The 18,253-nt window shown below is 64.9% G+C and carries 10 protein-coding genes and 1 pseudogene; 4 read left to right on the top strand and 7 right to left on the bottom strand.

The window, feature by feature from the left end:
- Position 1: 1 nt before the first annotated feature.
- The gene (locus tag A5753_RS18625; protein WP_067131326.1) at positions 2 to 1,216 is read right to left on the bottom strand and encodes a cytochrome P450; all 1,215 of its coding nucleotides are present in this window, start codon (positions 1,214 to 1,216) and stop codon (positions 2 to 4) included.
- Positions 1,217 to 1,412: 196 nt separating this feature from the next.
- On the opposite strand from A5753_RS18625, the gene A5753_RS18630 reads away from it, so the two are divergent.
- A complete protein-coding gene (locus A5753_RS18630; RefSeq protein ID WP_067131417.1) occupies positions 1,413 to 1,970 on the top strand; it encodes a TetR/AcrR family transcriptional regulator in 558 nt (185 codons plus the stop codon).
- A 24-nt stretch (positions 1,971 to 1,994) separates the two neighbouring features.
- Here A5753_RS18630 and A5753_RS18635 read toward each other — a convergent pair whose 3' ends face one another.
- Together A5753_RS18635 and A5753_RS18640 are read right to left on the bottom strand one after the other, a co-directional pair.
- Positions 1,995 to 5,168, bottom strand: a complete 3,174-nt coding sequence (locus tag A5753_RS18635) for an adenylate/guanylate cyclase domain-containing protein (protein WP_067131329.1) — start codon at positions 5,166 to 5,168, stop codon at positions 1,995 to 1,997.
- Positions 5,169 to 5,295: 127 nt separating this feature from the next.
- Positions 5,296 to 6,093: a phthiotriol/phenolphthiotriol dimycocerosates methyltransferase gene (locus A5753_RS18640; protein WP_304441441.1), complete on the bottom strand. Its 798-nt coding sequence runs from the start codon at positions 6,091 to 6,093 to the stop codon at positions 5,296 to 5,298.
- A gap of 88 nt (positions 6,094 to 6,181) precedes the next feature.
- Here A5753_RS18640 and A5753_RS18645 point away from each other — a divergent pair, with 88 nt between their 5' ends.
- Genes A5753_RS18645 through A5753_RS18655 form a run of 3 tightly spaced genes read left to right on the top strand, consistent with a single transcriptional unit; the run spans position 6,182 to position 9,710 of the window.
- Entirely contained in the window at positions 6,182 to 7,909 is a 1,728-nt protein-coding gene (locus A5753_RS18645; RefSeq protein ID WP_067131332.1) for an AMP-binding protein, read from the top strand.
- A 50-nt stretch (positions 7,910 to 7,959) separates the two neighbouring features.
- On the top strand, positions 7,960 to 8,751 hold the full coding sequence (locus A5753_RS18650; protein WP_197694740.1) for a methyltransferase domain-containing protein: 792 nt from the start codon (positions 7,960 to 7,962) through the stop codon (positions 8,749 to 8,751).
- A gap of 11 nt (positions 8,752 to 8,762) precedes the next feature.
- Positions 8,763 to 9,710, top strand: a complete 948-nt coding sequence (locus A5753_RS18655) for a rhamnan synthesis F family protein (protein WP_231990109.1) — start codon at positions 8,763 to 8,765, stop codon at positions 9,708 to 9,710.
- 7 nt (positions 9,711 to 9,717) lie between these two features.
- Here A5753_RS18655 and A5753_RS18660 read toward each other — a convergent pair whose 3' ends face one another.
- From A5753_RS18660 to pks2, 4 genes and pseudogenes are all read right to left on the bottom strand, one after another.
- Positions 9,718 to 10,461, bottom strand: coding sequence for a GAP family protein (locus tag A5753_RS18660; protein WP_067131340.1), 744 nt, complete (start codon positions 10,459 to 10,461; stop codon positions 9,718 to 9,720).
- Positions 10,461 to 11,717, bottom strand: coding sequence for a glycosyltransferase (locus A5753_RS18665; protein ID WP_067131342.1), 1,257 nt, complete (start codon positions 11,715 to 11,717; stop codon positions 10,461 to 10,463). Before A5753_RS18665 ends, A5753_RS18660 begins: the two co-directional genes overlap by 1 nt.
- 40 nt (positions 11,718 to 11,757) lie before the next feature.
- The gene (locus A5753_RS18670) at positions 11,758 to 13,197 is read right to left on the bottom strand and encodes an acyltransferase (protein WP_082971383.1); all 1,440 of its coding nucleotides are present in this window, start codon (positions 13,195 to 13,197) and stop codon (positions 11,758 to 11,760) included.
- Positions 13,198 to 13,208: 11 nt separating this feature from the next.
- Positions 13,209 to 18,122, bottom strand: a pseudogene (pks2, locus tag A5753_RS18675) (sulfolipid-1 biosynthesis phthioceranic/hydroxyphthioceranic acid synthase); the annotation flags it as partial.
- Between the last annotated feature and the right edge of the window lie 131 nt (positions 18,123 to 18,253).

Here is an 18,253-nt window from a genome sequence, read left to right on the forward strand (position 1 = left end):
GTCACCGCACGAGCAACCGCACCCGTTCGCGGCGCCGGACCAGAATGCTCGGCAGCCATTGTCCGACGTCCGCCGCGTCGATCCATGTAGTGCGCTCGAGCAGCATGCGTAACACGATGCTGGCTTCCAACCGGGCCAGTGCGGCCCCAACGCAGAAGTGCACGCCCTTGCCGAAACTCACGTGACTCTTGGCGGCGGTGCGGTTGAGCCGAAATTCGTTGGGAGCCTCGAAGTGCGCGGGGTCGCGGTTGGCCGCTCCCCACATCAGCAGCAGGTGAGAGTTGGCCGGCACCTCGACCCCACCTAGCGTGGTGTCACGCCATACGTGGCGGTAATGACCGCGAAACGGCGGCTCGAAGCGCAGCGTCTCCTCGATGAAACTACTTAGTAACTCCGGGTTTTCGCGAAGCTGCTGCTGGATCGCGGGCCGATCGGTGAGGATCCAGGCCGCGCTGCCCAGCAGCGACGCCGTCGATTCTCCCGCGGCACTGAAGAGGGTGAGCATGATCTCGAGCGCCGGCAGCTGTGCGAGGTCACCCGAGGCGCAGCGAGCCGCCAAATCGGCGATCAGACCGTCTTCACCGTTGTCGCTTGCCTTTTCGAAGTGCTCGAGGACATAGCCGGAGAGTTCCATTGCCGCGGCTCCGGCCGCGGCGAGCTGGTCGGGTGTGACGATCCCGTCCAGCAGCGTGATGGTGGCGTAGCCGAGCCGAATGAGCCTGTCGACGTCGTCGTCGGGCAGACCCAGCAGCTTGCAGACCACCATCATCGGCAGCCGGTTGGCGATGGTGCTCATCCATTCGATGTGACCGTCGCGGAGGTTCTCTTCCCAGAGACGGTCCGCGGTCTGGGCGGCGAATTCTTCAATGATCCGAACACGTTTGGCCGACAAGTGGGGTAGCAGGAGCTTCCGGTGCATCGTATGGACCGGATCGTCCGCCGTGGCCAACGCGTGGGCAGGGCCTCCCGGTGGCCTCATGTCGAGCGGGGTGACGGAGCCGTCGTCGTGGAAGACCACGGTGGCGGTGAGATTCGAGGAGAAATCTTCGACGCGGTCGACTGCCTCGAGTACGGCGTCCCAACCGCATACCGCGTAGAACATGGAATCGCCGATGCGGTGCACCGGTGCCTCGGCACGCATGCGGTCAAACAGCGGGTAGGGATCCTGGACCGCCTGGCTGTTGAAGAATTCGATCGCACTGTCCAAGACCGCCATGCGTTTCAGGCTCGGTGCAGCTTCCCCGCGGGTCAATGGAATGCGGGAAAGTTGAGGAGCGGTCGTGATCGACGTCAAGTGCGAATTACCGCGCGGACCGGCCACCAGCAGGCGGTATGGGTGAGAAAAATCGTCATAGATTTTTCATGCTGCGAGAAGTGCTTCTGTGTGCCGCAATGTGGTGAAGCATGGGTGCATGGCGCGTGACGACTGGTTGGTGGGCCGCGACCGCCGTAGCGAAGCCGCCGAACGGATCTACACCGCGGCTACCGACATCATCGCTCGCCACGGATACGAAGGGTTCACGATCGAGGCGCTGGCAGCCCGGGTGCACTGCTCGCCCGCAACGATCTACCGGCATGCCGGCGGCAAGGCGACGATCCGCGATGCCGTCGTCGGTATTCAGGCGGCTCGCATTGTCGACGTCACACGGGAAGCCATCCAGGACCTTCGGGGCCCCGAGCGGGTCGTGACCGCCACGATCATGGCCTTGGAACGCCTGCGCTCCGATCCGCTGGCTCAACTCATGCGGTCGATCCACGCGGCCCCGGTCAGCGATTGGGTCATCAGCTCACCCACGGTGACCACCCTGGCCGCCGAGATGCTGGGACCCGACAACGACGACCCGCTGGCGGCGCAGTGGCTGATCCACGTCTTCCTGGCGCTGTGGAGCTGGCCGCTCAAAGATCCGGCCGCTGAACGCGCCCTGGTGGAGCGCTTTCTTGCCTCGTCCTACACGAAGCAGCGAGGCTAGAGGCGCGTGTTCGAGCCACTGCCTCTATGGCATCTCCTCGCTCCACTCGATATGCCCCTCGAAGCCAAAGGCTTTCGCCAAGTCGCGGTATCGATCCCTGAAGCGCGTGTAAGCCTCGACATCTCCTTGGGCGCGCGCCAGCGCGGCCCGCATCCGCTGCAGCCATGTCTCACGCATCGCCAGGCCCTCATCGGCGGGAACAGTCGCCAACCGCTCGATTGCGGCCTCGGCTTCGGTGACGTCACTGTCGGTCCCGCGGTCGAGCAGCGTGTCCACGAAGATGCCGGTCGTCAAAGTGCCCCACGATAGCCCTTGTCCCTCGAGCATGAGATGGTCGACCGCGGCGCGCATGAGCGGGATCGCCTGGTCGCAATCGCCCCGGCGCGCCTGCTCGCGGGCCACGTACACGTCGAGCATCGGTATGTCGCACAAGAAGTGGCCCCCGCTCCGGAACACTTCGCGGACCTCGGCTAGAAGCTGCTGTCCGCGATCACGCTCGTCGTCCGCCCGGCGGTGCACCAGCGCAAGCCCCAAGGTCAGCCAGGCGACGCCCAATTGGAGGTTGTCGCCGGATGGCTGGGCGATCACCAGCGCATCCTCGATCTCGCGCACCGTGGCATCGTCGGGCCGAAGCGCGCCGGCCGGTATGCCCGTGGTGTACACGTAGCTGACGACCGTGACGTAGGACAGGGAGTCGGCGCCGTGCGCCATGGCTACGCCGCGCCGCAAGTCTTCTCGCCATCCGGGACGACCCAGGGCCCATCGGGCGGTGCCCCGCTGGGCGAATGCGAGCGCCAGGGGAGACCCGAAGAGGAAGTTACCCTTTGCGGGGTCACCGTCGGCCAGGTCAATGACCCTCTGCGACAAGCGATGCATCTCGGCCCACTCGCCGGTGGCTATTTTGGCGCGAATCGGAGTGAAGGACAGTCCCACCGTCATGTTGGGGTCGCCGATGGACTCGATGAGGGCGATGGCCTCGGACGCCAGCCGCGACGCCTCACGCACCCTGTCCTGGAATGCGTGATCCATCACCAGCCCCGCCATCGCAATGGCCAGTGACGCCTTATCCCCTGCGGCGCTGCACAACTTTCGCAGCTCATCGAACCGGTCCGCGATGTTGTTCACATGCACCCGCCAGGCAATCCCGCACAACATGGTGCGCGGGGCGATGCACATGGCCGCCCGGTCCGGGTCATCGATGGCCATTGCGTCGGCGATCCGGGTAGCACTTTCCCAACTCAACCGCGCTGCGGCGATGTCGCGGTATCTCGCCCACGTCGCGGCGCGCATGTGCCAACCGAAGGCGTCCCGCCAGTCACCCGCCGCTTCGAGATGTTCGGCGATCAATGCCGCATTCTGGTCGGCGGATTCCGGTTCACGCGCCTCGATGGCGCCGGCGAGCCGCCGGTGCATCTTCGCGCGATCGGACAGTAGTTGTGATTCATAGGCCACGCTGCGGATCAGCGGGTGTCGGAAGGCGAACTCAGCGCTGGGCGTGAAACGGACCTGGTCGATCAGGGCGGCCCTGACGAGCGCGTCGAGGACGGGTTCATTGCCCACCGCGGCGAGTATTTCGGGCGTGAAGCGCGAGCCGATCACCGCCGCCGCGTTCAACGTCTGCTTGGCATCAGGATTCAGACGGTCGATGCGCGCGGCGATGGTGGCCTGCAGCGTCGCCGGAACGGTCACCTCGGCCAGATCTGTGCGACACGTGAAACGACCGCGATCGCCTTCGAGCACGGCGCGCTCGGCCAGCTCGCGCACCATCTCCTGCGCGAAGAACGGGTTCCCGCCGGCCCGTTCGGCAACGAGCGCTTTGATCCCGGCAACTGACGGATCGGGGCCCAACAACTCGTCGAGCAGCGCCGAGGCTTCCAATTCACTCAAGGGGGAGAGCGAGATCGTCTGCGCTCCAGGCACATTCGCGAGCAGGCCGCTGTACTCGGGCCGGTAGGTGATCAGCACCATCGACGGGGTCCGGGGAATGACGGCGAGGAAATCGGCCACGAGCGAGTCGCTGACCTCATCGATCCAATGCGCATCCTCGATTACGTAGAGGACCGGTTGAGTGCGGGCCAGCGACATCGAGTTGATCAGAGCGGTCAACCGTCGGCGCCGGGCGTCCGCATGGATCGTCGGAGGGGGTGTGTCGGGGTCGCGAATGCCCATCAGGTCATAGAGCAGCAGCGCATCCTCATCGGGGACGTCGGGAATCCTGGCACGCACCTGTGCCCGCGCCGCCTCATCGTCGAGTTCGGTTATTCGGAGCCCCGCGCGCAGCAGGGCCGCCGCCGCGACAAAGGGGACATCGCTGGTGTGTGACTCACAGAAAGCTGAAACCACCTCGACGCCGTTGCGAAGTGCGAGCGCGACGGCCTCGTCAGCGAGTCGCGTCTTGCCGATGCCCGCCGGCCCGGCGACACAAACCACACACCCGCGCCCGTTCGTCGATCGTTCCAGGAGGCCGGCGATCGTCGTCACTTCCAGCTCTCGCCCGACCAACGCGCCTTGCAAGTCGTCGCTTCGCTGCGGCCCCCCGGTCAGGCTGAGTAGACGACGGGCCGCGACCGGGACATCGCTGCCCTTGATGTGCACCTGCTCGGCGTCGGCCAACACGGCGGCATGCGCAACGAGTCGGGCGGTGGATTCGCTGAGCATCACTCCACCCGGCGGCGCCACAGATTCCATTCGCTGCGCCATCCCGACGTGCTCGCCGATGGCGGTGTAGCCCAATGCTTTCGAACCGATCTCGCCCGCGATCACCTGACCGGAGTTGAGTCCCACCCGCAGTTGAAGGTCCACCCCGTCGCGGTCTCGAACTTCGACGGCAAGCGGCTTGATCTCCTCCTGAAGACCCAAGGCCGCTAGACACGCCCGAAAGGCGTGGTCCTCCATCGTTACCGGTGCGCCGAACACCGCCATGACCCCGTCGCCGGTGAACTTGTCTACCGTCCCGCCGTAGCGGTGAACCACCTTGGTGCAGCGGTGAACCAGTGCGGCCATGATTTCTCGCAGCCGTTCGGCGCCGACGGCCGCGGCGATATCCATGGAATGCACGACGTCGGCGAACAGCACCGAGACTTGCTTGTACTCCGCATGTGCGGCGGGTCCGGCGACCGCCGCGCCGCAGCCGTGGCAGAAGCGCGCATTGTCGAGGAGTTCGGTGCCGCACGCCGGGCACGCTCCTACGGCCGCCATCCGACCCTCCGCCGATTCTGCCCCCGCGTTTGCTGGCTCTTCAAAGGATAGGCCGTTGGGCACCGCAAGAGGGAGGGGTATCTTCCTACTCGATTTTCTGCGGCACAAAGTTTTGGTGACGCACGCCTCAATCCTTCGCGAAGCAAAACAGCCGATAGGAGGCCTCGCCATTGCCCAGCCGGCGATAGATCAGGGAGCCTGGGCCGCCTGCGTAGTCATTTGCGATGCCGCGCAACAGCGTGCTATTCGGTAGGCGACGAGTGATCTGGTCGACGAACCGATTCTTCTCCAGCCCGCGCATGACCTCCGCGTTGATGACCCGTTCCGACAGCAGCCGCATGGGGATGTTGGCCAGGTCCGCCTCCCAGGCGGCGATCTCGTCGGCGTAGCGGATATCGGCGTACACGAACCGCCCCCCGGGGCGCAGCACGCGTTCAACCTCCGCGAAGAACCTCGGAACATCCTGGTAGTTGACCGCGGCTTCGACATTGACCACGGCGTCGAAGGACCGGTCGGGGAAGGGCAGGCTTTCGGCATTGCCCTGCACGAAGTTCAGGCCGGACAGGGGGTGCCTCTTTCGGCAGAATTCTATGCCGACCGTGTTCAGGTCCAGGCCCGTGTAGGTGGCCGGGTGCAGAGTCCGCATCACATACGAAGCGCCGCCGCCGTGGCCGCAGCTCACCTCCAGCACGTCCTTGCCGGCGAGGTCCACCTGGGTGGCCGTGCGGTGGTAGAGCTGAATGGGGAACCGGTCGGGCTCATCGGCCGCCGGCAGCGGCAACAACATTGGCGGGTCCTCCTCGTATCCGTAATTCAGAAACAACACGTCGTCCCTTATGAGGAGGCGGCTAAGAAACCGGTAGCCGTATTTGAAGCGCAAATTCAAAAGCTTCAGCGAGACCGGGTTGCGATTCAGCCGGTCGATGACGGTTTCGATCGGTGTGCGTTGGAGCCGCCCATCGTCTTTGCTGCAAAACCGGCGTGGTGATAACGGCCGAGGTAACCTGACGCCCATGCTCAAGTCTCCCATTTCGACCCTGCTGCGCGAACGCGCCAGTCTGGCTCCGAATCGGACGGCGTTCACGTTTATGAATTATGAACAGGACCGGGCCGGCATTGAGGAGAGTTTGACCTGGGCGCAGTTGTATCGACGAACGCTGAACCTTGCGCAAGAACTTCGGCGTGACGGGTCAACCGGTGACCGTGCCCTGATATTGGCACCCCAGGGGCTGGACTACGTGACCGGGTTTCTCGGCGCGATACAGGCCGGCTTCATCGCGGTTCCGTTAGGTGCCGACAGTGACGAACGGGTCGGTTCGGTACTGCGCGACGCGTCGCCCTCTGCGGTTCTCACGACGTCGTCCGTCGCAGGCGAGATCGCCGGCTATCTCGGGTCGAAGTCCGGCGCAGCGGCGCCATCGCTTATCGAACTTGATCTGCTGGAACTCGATTCGAAGAAGGCGCCCGCTGCGAGGATCGAGAGTTCAACGGACACGGTGTATTTGCAATACACGTCGGGATCGACGCGCACCCCCGCCGGGGTGATGGTCTCGCACAAAAACATCCTGGCCAATTTCGAGCACATGAATGCCGCCTTCTTCGGGGACCACGGAGGAATCGCCCCGCCGGACAGCACAATGGTGTCCTGGTTGCCGCTCTATCACGACATGGGTTTGCAACTAGGAGTCATTTTCTCGGTTCTTACGGGATTTCGCAGTGTGCTCACGAGTCCGGTTTCGTTTCTGCAGCGGCCAGCCCGGTGGATGCAATTGCTGGCACAGAACAGTCGGGCTCATTCGGCAGCGCCTAATTTCGCCTTCGAATTGGCGGTTCGAAAGACCTCGGACGACGACCTCGCCGGACTCGACCTTGGCAACGTGTCGTGCGTCTTCAACGGTGGCGAGCGGGTACAGCCCGCCACGCTGCAGCGCTTCGCCGAGCGGTTCGCCCGCTTCAACCTTCCGGCCAAGGTGTTACGGCCATCGTATGGATTGGCAGAAGCCACGTTGTACGTCTCGACCCGCGAAGCCGGTCAACCACCGCGGATCGTTCACTTCGACTCCGAAGAACTGACCGCGGGCCACGCGAGACGTCGGGCAGACAATGGCGGCACGGCGCTGGTCAGTTACGGCGTGCCGCGGTCGCCGATGGTGCGCATCGTGGATCCCGAAAGCCGTATCGAGTGTCCGGAAGGAACGACCGGTGAGATCTGGGTGCACGGAGGCAATGTCGCTATCGGATATTGGCGGAATCCCAGCGAGACTGAGCATACGTTCGGCGCAACGCTTGTCGCTCCGTCGGTCGGGACCCCCGAAGCGCCGTGGTTGAGAACTGGCGACCTTGGCTTCATCTCCGGCGGAGAGCTGTTCATGATCGGCCGTACCAAAGATCTTTTGATCGTGTATGGGCGTAACCACTGTCCCGATGACCTCGAGGGGACGATCCAGAGCATCGCACCGGGACGGTGCGCGGCCATCGCGGTTCCGGACCAGGGGACCGAAAAGCTCGTCGCCATCATCGAGCTCAAGAATCGGGGCGGCTCCAAGGAGGCGGCGGGGGACGGATTCGACGTCGTCAAACGTAAAGTCACGTCTGCGATCTCCGACGTGCACGGGGTGAGCGTCGCGGATCTCGTTGTGGTGGCGCCAGGTTCGATTCCGATTACCACCAGCGGCAAGGTCAGAAGAGCTGCCTGCGTCGAACGTTATCGCCAGAATCAGTTCGCCCGCTTGGACGCTTAGTGCTAAGCCCACCGGCGGTCGCGGAGTTCACGTACTGGTATCAGTACTCGTTGCGGGAAAACGGGCCGGGACTCACGCCCCCACATGTTCGGTGGCGCTTACCGCTTCGCGGGCGTTATCAGTCATTCGTCGAGGGCAAATATGGTGTCGAGATCGGCGGTCCGAGTTTGCTTTTCAAGACCGTGCTTCCCCTCTATCAATGGGCCCGCGGGCTGGATGGTGTCAACTTCTCTGCGGATACCATCTGGGAGGGACGTATCGAAGCGGGTGCCGGTTACCGCTACCACCGGAACAAACGCGGTCATCAATTCATTGCCGAAGCGACTGACCTGCCCGAGCTCGCGACCGCCCGATACGATTTCCTACTGTCCTCGAACTGCTTGGAGCACACCGCGAACCCCTTGAGGGCTCTGGTGGAATGGAAAAGGGTCATCAAGGCCGGCGGAGCATTGGTACTCGTGGTCCCCAACAAAGAGAACAACTTCGACCACCGGCGCCCGGTCACGAAGTTCGAACACTTGCTGGATGATTTCACCGGTGATGTCGGTGAGGACGACCTGACTCATCTCGATGAGATCTTGACCCTGCACGACTTACGCAGAGACTGGCCGGCGGGCGGACGTCAACGGTTCAGGAAACGCAGCCTGAAGAACTTTCAGCACCGTGCCCTTCACCATCACGTGTTCGACGTCGCATTGATCGAAGTGATGCTGGAGCGCGTCGGATTCGGGATCGTGGACGTGACGACCACCCGGACCGATTTTTTCGCGCTCGCGAGGAAAACCGGCGCGGCGGCGAGACTGCCGGCTCAGCGTGCACGGGATGTCATCGAGGCGCCGTGAGATTGTCGAACGTGCTGGGGGCGGAGTCCGAGCGCGCCATCGCTGCCATTCGATACCGGTTGAGTGCTAACGCTTTACGGTTCATTTGCGAAAGCCACCTGGAGCTTCCACCGCGGCCGCCTTCAGGTCGCAGGACCCTCCTGCTGTTCGCACACTTCGATGTCCAAGGCGTCGTCGATCCTTGCGTCACCTACTACCTGAAGGCGCTGCACCGGCTCGGGGCGACCATTGTTTTCGTATCCGCCTCACCCATCCTCTCGGCGGAATCGATCGCTCCAATCCGCCCCTTCTGTGCGGGCATTTACACGCGTCGCACGCTTTCCTTCGACTTCGGCTCGTGGCACCTCGCGTGGTGCATCCTCAGACAGCGCGGCTGGACGCTCGATCAGTTCGACCGCTTCGTCATCGCCAACGACAGTGTCTTCGGTCCCCTCTTTCCCCTCGAGGAGATGTGGGGCTCCTTCCACGGTGCTGACATGTACGGCGCCATCGAAAACACCCAGATGTTCTCCCACCTCCAGTCCTTTTTCCTGGCTTGGGATCTCAATCCGCGCACCCGCCCCTTCCTCAACGATCTGTGGGACGAGTTCCACTACGCCGTGCACAAAAGCACCGTCATCTGGCGATACGAGGTCGGCCTGTCCAGGCGCGCGCGTAGAGCCGGGCTCAGCGTCAAACCCTTCGTCACCGCCGCCGCCATCAGAGCCGCCGGTGGGCACCACCCGCGGCTGTGGGACACCAAACGGTCCGGGCGAAACAACGGGACCCTTTACTTCTGGGACGGCCTCATCACAGACTTCCGGTTCCCTTTCCTCAAGGCGACCGTGGTGCGCGACAAGCGCTTGCACCAGTCCATGACCCACCTGCGCGGCGTCATCGAGGAGCACACTGCCTATCCCTATCGACTCATCCAATCGAACGTCGAAAGGCTCGGCCCGCGAAGCTATGTCCTCGGGTAGGCAGGGCTCAGACGGTGCCCAGGCCGGCGACGATCAAGACGACCCCCGCCACTGCGGGCACGGCGATCAGAATCCGCCGACGGTGTGCTAGGGCAAGCCGCTGCAACTGCAGCACGGCCGCCTGCGTTTTTCCCGGCATGACCAGATAGCCGACGAGCGGGATCTCAACAAGAGCAAGCACCACAAGGGTGAACATCACGACTGCGCTGAGCTGGGTGCCGAATGCGGCTCCCGAGGAGACGATGACGATAAGGACGGCCAGGTAATCGACGGGCGGCATTGTCGACACCAGGCCGATCCCAAAAGCGAGCCACGGATTGCCGCCGTGCAACGCGCGACCGGCACGGCCCCTTATCCGTGCGATTGCGGTTGACGCGCTCAGTGGGCGATCTGGGCCTGGCGGAATGCCGCCGTCCGTTGGCACTTCGGCACGCTGGCGCACCCGAAACCTCGCCGACAGCAGTGCGGCGATCAGCAGGGCGAAAACGCCGATGGCGATTTGGAAATACCCGCCCGTGAATCCCGAGACCGCGGACCTCCAATCCTGCATGGCCAGCGGTGCCGAATTGCGCGTCACCAGCATTAGGCCGACAACCCCGATTCCGGGGGCGATGCCGGCCGCCGCGCCGCCCAACCAGTATGCGATCAGGGTGCGCTTGGGACGCGCGCGCGACATCAGGGTCACGACGACGACCAAACGCGTCGGATCCGTTGCCACCCATAGCGCAAGTACCAGCACCGTGGCCCACATCAGGCAACGCGGTTCCGGTGAGCGACACCTTCTATGAGATCGGCCGCCGCGGTGACGCTTTCGGCCGGATCGGTCATTCGGCTTGCGACTTCGCCAGCGCGGGCGACGTATTGCCGCGCGCGGATTCGGCGTAGATGTGCCACCAACGATTTTCGGGAGATCGTCGACAAGCGTTGAGCACGTCCGACTTTCATCCGGATGGCGGCCGCCGCCCATAGCGGCTGATCGGCTACGTCCCAAAGGATCAGCATCGGGATTCCGGCTCGAAGAGCCGCGGCCGTGGTGCCCGCGCCACCGTGGTGGACGGCTGCGCGACAGAGCGGAAGGGTGGCCGCAAAGTTCACCGGACCCACAAGTTTCACGTCGTCGGAGCGTTGGATCCCGGCGGAACCGCGCGCATCGCAATAGATCAGGGCCCGGTCGCCCGACTCCGCGCAGGCCGCGACGATCATGGCGATGGTGTCGGCGGGGGATCGGACCGGTGTGCTGCCGAAGCCGAAGTAGATAGGCGGCGTACCCGCTCCGACCCACTTCGCGACCTCGGCGTCGGCATCCGTCGGCAACTGCAACGTCAGCGCGCCGACGAAGGGTCGCCGACCGTTCCATTCGGCTGCGAGGTGGGGAAAGCAAGCCTGGTCGTAGGCCTGGATTTCGAGCGATCCACGTTTCGCCATTCGCTTGGCCGCGGGGGCCGCTGTCCGCCGTAAGCCCAGTTCGCGTCGTTGCGTGTCGTCGGCGTGCTTGGTAATGCGCCAATACAGCGACCACGCTGCCCTCAGCGTGGAGCGGACCAAAGGTGTCGGCGACGGTATGGAAGGCAAGGCAAGCTGACCGTTGACGCAGATCGGCATGTGGTGGATCGACGCGAGCGGAATGTCGTAGTACTCAGCGACGTTGGCGGCGACGCCATGGTACGTCTGGCCGGTTACGAGCATGTCGGCTCCGTCGGCCAGTGCGGCCAACGTCCGGCTCATCTGCGCCCAGCCCGCGACGAAGAGGTCTCTGCCCGAGCGCACGAAGTTGATGGGATTCTGCGGCTTGAAGGCGCGGTGAACGAAGTCGGCGGCCGCGCTGACCTGCTCCTGCGAATCCGGCCCGTAGCCAACGGCGCTGAGGCCGGCCGACTCGACGAAGCCGATGAGGTTGGGTGGAGCCGCTATGCGCACTTCGTGCCCTCTGTGCATCAGTTCCAAACCGACTGCGGCGCAGGGTTCGACGTCACCGCGAGTTCCATGGGCGGCCAGGACGATTCTCATCGGCGAGACCCGGGATCAGGGGCTTTGACACCGATATCCATCAGGACACCTGAACCGCTGTTCCCGTATAACGTCCGTCCGCCACACGCTTCAACACGGATTTCATCGCGCTCACGTAACGGGTGACGGAGTCTCTTGCGATCGGATTCTTGGGTAGGTTCACCCACATCGACACCTCGTCGAAGAGGCGGACCACCGAGAAGTAGAGGTGCGCCGGATCCCTCGGGTCGCAGTAGATGCTCACATTCGCGTCCTTCATGTGGGAGGTGACGGTGGCGGAGAAGGGAGGAAGGCCTGCATCCATGTAGTTGACCATCGTGCAGTTGGGGCCCCATGCCCGCAGCCAGGGTGCCAGCTTCAATATGTCGTTGAATGACACGTTGGCGAGGTCCATGTTCGAATCGAAGGACGCCTGCGCGGCACGGGCGGTTTCTTCGAAGGATGTCGGGTTTACCGGCACGGTGAAGGGAACCACGCCGGTGAACCAGCCCATCGTCGAAAATTCGGCGATGGACCTGCGCTTATCGGTCGGCGCCAGCCCATAATACGTTGTGGTGCCGGTTATTTCATGGTTCGCCAGAGCTATGCAAGCGAACAAACCGCCGCTGACGCGGGCCCCCGCGGCGATGCAGCGGGATTCGAAGTTCGCCGTCTGTTTTTGATCCATCAGCCGATCGAGTACCACGTCGCCGCCCGTGGATTGCGATAGATCGCCAAGCGGCAGCGGGAAGTCCGGCAGGGTTCCGCCGTTGTTCTCGGCGAATTCGATCCATTTGCGGACCTCGGCGGACTCCAAGGTCAGAGACGCTACGTGTCGCTGTTCGCGGATGCAGAAGTCGTCATGACTGGCCGGGGGCGGCGCCTGAACGAGCGCCCGTCCGGCCACCAGAAGGCGGTAGTTCATCACGATTTCCGTGTATAAGCCGGCGATGATCGTTGGGTCGCAGTGGAGGTGATCGACGATCGCGAAAATGGTGAAGTGGTCGTCGCGCTGCATGATGCCGAACTTGAAGCAATCCCACTGAAACGGGTCCGGCGTGGACAGCACATACCGGTGCCACTCGCGTGGCGTCATGTTGTCCTGCCGGAGCGGGACGAACTCGATGTCGGCCGGGTCAACGATCGTGTGCCGCACAATGTTTTGCGCGTCGCCGTACTCGAACCAACTGTGATAGGTCTTATGCCGGCGCAGGTGAGAGTTGATGACGTAGCTCATGGCTCGGACATCGCATCGGCCGGGTTCGTCTCCGGAACCGATCACCAGTCGCGCATAGTCGAGCCCGCGTTCCGCGTAGCGAGAATAGCCACGCAGGTGCGCTTCTTGCATCGCGCTGAGTGGCACTTCGCTCACCGGAGCTTGTCGGGCTTTGGCCAGCGAGGCCGTCGATGCCTGCCAAGACACGATCCTGCCCGCCTCGGGTGCCCAGTCGTAGACCGTTCCCACGAACAGCCCGCGCGCTGGCCCTGCGCCTATGAACACCCACGCCTCCTTCAGTCCACTTGCGGCTCGGCCGACGCTTCGACAGGCTGGCTTACCTCGGCGGTGCCGAGACCGCCTGCGGGAGCTAGCCTTTCGCACAGGAGTCCGGCCAGGCCCTGGATGGTCGTGATGTCATTGGTGGTGACCCGGATCCCCGTTTCGGCCTCGATGCGGGTGCGCAGCTCGAGGTTGCCCATGGAGTCGAGGCCATACTCGGAGAGTGGATGATCGGGATCGATGGTACGGCGCAGGATCAGGCTGACCGCCTCGGAGATCATGCGGCGCAGCCGAACTGGCCACTCCTCCGAGGGCAGCCTGTACAACTCGTCGAGCAGTTCGCCCGCGTCCGAGGCGCTTTGGTCGTCGGACCGGAACAGCTCGGCGAACCGGCTGCGTTGCGCGTAGGCGGCGAACCACGGCGTCCCCGTCAATGTTGCATACCCGGAGTAGGGGCGGTCGTGGCGCAGCAGAGCCTCAAACGCATAGGCGCCCTCATCTGCGGTGAAAGCAGTGTCACGCCAGTGTGCGATGGCGGTGCCTTCGCCGTCGCGGCCGGGTGTCGTTTCTGCCCCGGGCTCGGCTCGGACTTCGGCGGCGCGACCCACCTCGGCCCACAAGGCCCATCCGATGGTCGTGGCGGGCAGGCCTTGAGTTCGCCGCCAGCGTGCGAATGCATCCAGCCAGCCGTTGGCTGCGGCGTACGCCCCTTGCCCGGGCGAGCCCACCAGACCTACGGCCGAAGAGAACAAACAGAACCAATCCAGGGGGAGGGCAGACGTCGCCTGGTGTAAGTTCCACGCGCCGTGCACCTTTGGAGCCCAGTTGCGGCTGATGAGTTCGTCGGTCATATTGGCCAGCATCGCGTTTTCGAAGACCGCGGCGGCGTGCAGAACCCCGCACAACGGAAGCCCGGTGACGGTCGCGGCGCTCACCAGCCGCGGCGCTGTGTCGAATTCGGTGATGTCGCCGCATTCCACGGCGATGTCCGTGCCCATCGCCCGAATGAGCTCGATCGTCTCCAGCGCCTTGGCATTGGGTTCCGAACGGGAGCTGAGCACGATGCGGCCGCAACCGCCCTCGGCCATTTTCTCGGCGAGGAAGAGTCCTATGCCACCCAGACCGCCGGTGACGATGTAGGAGCCGTCGTGCCGGAAGGGCCGGGCCTGCTCGGGCGGTACCACGACGCTGGTGTGTCCGGCCTGGGGTACGCCGAGGACGACCTTGCCCGTCTGCTCTGCCGCGCTGATCGCCCGGACAACGGTGGCCGCATCGTTGAGCGGATAGTGAGTGATGCTCGGTAGTGGCAACTCGCCGTCTGCGACGAGCCGGTAGACCGTGCTCAGCAGGTCACCGACTCGGTCTGGATGACTCTGCGACATCAGTGCCAGGTCGACGTATTGGAAGGTGAGATTGCGACGGAACGGGGATAGGCCCAGCCGGGTGTTGGCGTAGACGTCGCGCTTGCTGATCTCCACAAATCGTCCACCGATGGACAGCACTTCGAGGCCGACGCGCTGCGCCGCGCCGGGCCGGGAGTTGAGCACGATGTCAACCCCGGCGCCGTCGGTCTCTCGGCGGATCTGCTCGGCGAAGTCGGTGCTACGCGAGTCGTAAATGTGCTTAATACCCATGTCGCGCAATAGTTCTTGGCGTGCCTCGCTGCCGGCGGTGGCGAAGATCTCGGCTCCGGCGGCGCGCGCGATCGCGATCGCCGCCCGCCCCACGCTGCCAGTGGCGGAGTGGATCAACACACGGTCACCGGTCGTGATCCTGGCCTGATCGCGCAGCGCGTACCACGCGATGGCATGCGGGGTACTCACCGCTGCCGCGTGAGCCTCGCTGAGTCCCGGCGGCAGCGTCACGGCCAGGCGGGCGTCACAGGTGACGAACGTGGCCCAGCAACCGTTCGTGGAGAAACCGCCGACGTGGTCGCCCGGACGATGGGTTGTGACCCCGGAACCGACCGCGGTCACCATGCCCGCAAAATCCGTTCCGAGCCGGGGTGCATCCCCATCGCCGCCGGAATACCGGCCGCAGGCCAACAGGACATCCGCGAAATTGATGCCGGATGCGTTCACCCTGACTTCGATCTCGCCTGGCCCCGGCGGAAAGCGTTGAAACGCAGCCAGTTCCATCGTTTCCAGGTCGCCGGGCGTGCGAATCTGCATGCGCAGGCCGTCGTGTTGATTATTCGCCGCGGCGGTTCGCCGCTCCTCGGGGCGTAGCGGTGCGGGGCTAAGACGCGCCGTATACCACCGGCCGTTTCGCCAGGCTGTCTCGTCCTCCTCGGAATTCGCCAGCAGTTGCCGTGCCAGCCGCTCGGCGTCGCTGTCCTCGTCCATGTCGATCTGGGTGGCGCGCAAATGCGGATATTCGGTGCCGATCGCGCGCATCAGGCCGCGGATACCGGCCTGCTCGAGGTTCACCGCGTCGCCTGGCAGCACGTACTGTGCATTCCGCGTAACGACGTAAAGGCGGGGCGGCTCTGCGCCAATGTGCGTGATTTCCCGGGTGATTCGCACCAGGTGACAAACTTGGTCCTCGCCGAGCGGGCCGCACTCATCCTCCGGGCTGCCGTTCTTGGGGCCGGTGAGTATGACGACTCCGCTGAGTTGGTCGGCAAGATGGATGCCGAGCGCCTCGGTGTTCGCCCGGTGATTGGCATGCCGGGGCCACGTCATGGTCGCGCACCGGGCGCCTTCGACCTTCAATGCGTCGGTCAGCCTTGTCGCCATGACGTCGGCCGTGGCGGAAGTGCTGATGAGCAAGCACGTTCCCAGGCCGAGGTTTTCCCCAGCCGGCAGCGTTCGGTGCTTCCACTCGACGTTCAGCAGCCGCTCGTTCAGCACGCGATCGCGGTGCGCGCTCTCGGAGGCGCCGGTACCCAGTTGCAATCCGCGGACGGCCAGCAGGACCATCCCGTGCTCGTCGAGCACATCGAGGTCCGCCTCCAACCCCGCCAGGTCGGCTCGTGTCACCCTCGTATAGCAGTAACGCGCGGTGCGGGCGGAAGCGTAGGCCCGCATTCGGCGCACGCCCAGCGGCAGTAGCAGACCGGCGTTGCCTGCGACCTGGGCCCCGGGATGGGCCGCCACCGACTGGAAACAGGCATCCAGCAATGCGGGGTGCACTGCGTAGGGCCCGTGTTGCGAGCGGATGGCGCCGGGTAGCACCACCTCACCCAGCACCGTGTCGATCGTCTCGTCTGAGTGGTGCACCGCGGCCAGTCCGGCGAATGCCGGTCCATATTGCAGACCGTGCCGGTCGAGCTTCTTCCGCAGGTCGGCGGCGTCGACCCGGCGTGGATGGGCCTTGGTCAGGGAGGCCATGTCGTACGCCGGTGGGTGGCCTTCGTCCACCGCATGCAGCATCGCGGCCGCGCGCCGCATCTGTGTTCCGTCCTGGTAGGTCTCCACCGCGAAGTCGATCGAGCCCGTCGGGGTCACCGACGCAACCGCCGATATCGGTGTCTCGCCGTCTAGCAACAGCATCGCCTCGAAGCGGATGTCGCGAACTTCGGATGTCTCACCAAAGGCCGTGCGCGCCGCGGCCAACGCCATCTCACAGTAGGCCGCGCCCGGAAGCGTGGACACATTGTGTATCCGGTGATCCCCCAGCCAGGGCTGCGCCGCGGTGCCGACGTCGCCCTGCCAGACGTGGCGCTCCGGCTCCTCGTGCAGCCGGACATGCGCCCCCATCAACGGGTGCACCGCAACCGCGCTGCCGCCGTGTGCCCGCAGATCCGGACTCTTGCGGGTCAGCAGCAGCGGGCGGTGGCTCCAGGCCGGCAGCGGTGCATCCACCAGCTGGCCACTCGGGAAGATCGCCGAAAAGTCGATTGCCGCACCGGCACTGAACAGCTCCGCCAAGAAGCCGCGTAGTCCGTGCGGCAGGCCTTGCTCTCGGCGCATCGCGGCGATTGCGGCCACCGGCATGCCGACGCTCCCGGCAGTCTGCTCGACGGCATGGGTGAGTAGGGGGTGCGGGGCCAACTCCGCGAATACCCGGAAGCCGTCTTCCAACGCCGCCTGAACCGCCGCGGCGAAGCGCACCATGTGGCGCAGATTGTCCGACCAGTACCAGGCATCGCACACGGGCAGCTCCCGCGGGTCGAACGCGGTCGCGGAGTAGAACGCCAACTCCGGTGTCCTGGGTTCGATCTCGGCCAGCATGTCGACCAGTTCGTCGAGGATCGGATCGACCTGCGGAGAGTGCGAGGCGACGTCGACCGCGATCTCGCGTGCCAACACGTCCCGCTGCTCCCATGCGGCGACCAGATCGCGCACCGTCGGTGTGGCGCCGCCGATCACCGACGAATGTGGCGAGGCCACCACCGCAAGGACGACATCGTCGACACCGCGCGCCATCAGTTCCAAAAGCACTTGCTCGGCCGGCAGTTCCACCGACGCCATCGCTCCGGCGCCGGCGATGGTGGACATCAGCCGCGATCGGCGGCAGATCACGCGGACACCGTCTTCCAGCGTGAGCGCTCCCGCTACCACCGCGGCCGCGGCTTCGCCCATCGAATGGCCGATCACCGCCCCCGGCTGGACACCGTATGCCCTCATCGTGGCCGCCAGTGCGACCTGCATGGTGAACAGCGCGGGCTGAATCCGATCAATCCCGCTCACCGTCTCGGAGGACGAAATCGCCTCGGTGACAGAGAATCCCGACTCTTTGGCGATCAGCGGCTCTACCTTGGCCACAGTCGCCGCGAACACCGGCTCCGCGGCGAGCAGCTCACCGCCCATCGCCGCCCACTGCGAACCCTGACCGGAGAACAGCCATACCGGGCCTCGGTCGTCCTGTCCGGCCGCGGGCCGATAGGGAAAGTCGCCACCAGCGATCTCGCGCAGACCCTCGGCCAGCTCCTCGATGCTGTGTGCGATGACCGCCGTGCGCCCCGGCCGGGGCGCCCGGCGGCGCCCCTTGCCCCCCCCCCGGCGTCCCCGCGGCGCACCCCCCCCGCTAACCCCCCCAGACCGGCCGCCCCCCGCCGGTCCTGGGCGGCGGGGTGCATCCCGGGGGGGCGCCCGGCGCCGCGCACACCCACGTC

The sequence above is a fragment of the Mycobacterium sp. 852002-51971_SCH5477799-a genome, from assembly GCF_001667145.1.
Classification (GTDB): Bacteria; Actinomycetota; Actinomycetes; order Mycobacteriales; family Mycobacteriaceae; genus Mycobacterium.